This window comes from Alteromonas sp. KUL17, from assembly GCF_006538305.1.
Lineage (GTDB): Bacteria > Pseudomonadota > Gammaproteobacteria > Enterobacterales > Alteromonadaceae > Alteromonas > Alteromonas macleodii.
Genome location: NZ_BJKJ01000053.1, coordinates 1 through 1,606, shown reverse-complemented (window position 1 = coordinate 1,606; position 1,606 = coordinate 1). Strand labels below are relative to the sequence as shown.

The window sequence follows — 1,606 nt, the reverse complement described above, 5'->3', positions numbered from 1 at the left end:
AAACCTTTACTGCACCGTCGTTTTGCTTGTTTGTGTTAACAATCAATCGTATGCTGGCTTCATTAGTTTTTTAAAAAGGACCAAAGGAACTGGCTCTGCTTATAACAAGTCGCTTAAGACCACTCCCTTCGGTCGCTCGGACGCATTTACGCGGGGCGGCTTCGCCATTATGCCCCACGCAACTGCGCCGCTTAGCTTAATGTTATAAGGCGTCAGCCTAAACTGCGTTTGGCTTAATACAAATCCCAGTGCAACTGCACTCACCTGCTTTCATTAGCATCGTACTGGCTTGTGGTAGGTTTAAATCCGCCGCTTTCAATTCAAAGGTTGCGCATTAGGCGCTTTATCGCCAAGTTATTATTCAACGTCAACAAGCGCCAATGCGTTCGACAGTTCAAATGGCGGCTAGCTTCTGCCAAATCAAAACCTTCAATGCACAGTCGTTTTTCTTGTCTGTGTTAACAATCAATCGTATGCTGGCTTCATTAGTTTTTAAAAAGACCAAAGGAACTGGCTCTGCTTCTAACAAAGCGCTTAAGACCTCTCCCTTCGGTCGCTCGGACGCATTTACGCGGGGCGGCTTCGCCATTATGCCCCACGCAAATGCGCCGCTTAGCTTAATGTTATGTGTCATCACTATGAAGCGAATATTTATAGTTTGGTCGCCAGCAATATTGGGGCTCTTTTTAATCTTTGTCGCAAAAGTTGACCTTTATCAGTTTGAAAGAGAAGCAATTGATATTCACACTATGCTTTCCCGTGAATTACCGATTCTCGTTGCTGGCGGTTTTCTCTCAGTTGCTATATTTTTTAGTAGCTTTTATTGGTTATATAAGAAACACTGGTCAATAGCTATACAGTCATTCTTAAGCTCAATGATATTTATACTGTTTTTCATTATTGGCGGCGCTATTGGTGCGTCTTATTTAAATGCCACATAACAACCCAATCAACACACTCACTGCGTTCGCTGGGACGCATACACGCGGGGCGGTTCCGCCATTATGCCCCACATGTCTGCGCCCGTTATTGGAAAGTTATAAGGCGTCAGCCTTAACTGCGTTTGGCTTTATACAAATCCTAGTGCAACTGTCCTCTCCTGTCTTCATTAGCATCGCTCTGGCTTGTGGTAGGTTTAAATCCGCCGCTTTCAACTTAAAGTTGGTGTAATAGGCGCTTTATCACCAAGTTCTTATTTTGAGTCAGCAAGCGCCATTACACTCGATAGCTCAGAAGGCGGCTAGCTTCAGTCAAATCAAAAACATCAATGCACAGTCGTTTTTCTTGTCTGCGTTAACAATCAATCGTATGCTGGCTTCAACAGTTTTAAAAAGACCAAAGGAACTGGCTCTGCTTATAACAAGGCGCTTAAGACCACTCCCTTCGGTCGCTCGGACGCATTTACGCGGGGCGGCTTCGCCATTATGCCCCACGCAACTGCGCCGCTTAGCTTAATGTTATAAGGCGTCACCAAACGAGAGACTGATTACTTAATTGATGTCGTAAACAACTACTTCAAGTCCAAGATAACACGCGAAGATATAGTCCATACTTACAGTGGCGTGCGCCCGACTCTTAGAAGAGAAAAACCGCGTCAGCACAAGAA

General features: G+C 44.8%; 2 protein-coding genes. Both read left to right on the top strand.

The features are described 5' to 3' along the window. The coding region (locus KUL49_RS20960) for a hypothetical protein (protein WP_131138456.1) at positions 1 to 208 on the top strand (208 nt) is incomplete at its 5' end. Between the two features lie 172 nt (positions 209 to 380). Continuing rightward, positions 381 to 941, top strand: coding sequence for a hypothetical protein (locus KUL49_RS21430; protein ID WP_242633927.1), 561 nt, complete (start codon positions 381 to 383; stop codon positions 939 to 941). The last annotated feature ends 665 nt before the right edge of the window (positions 942 to 1,606 follow it).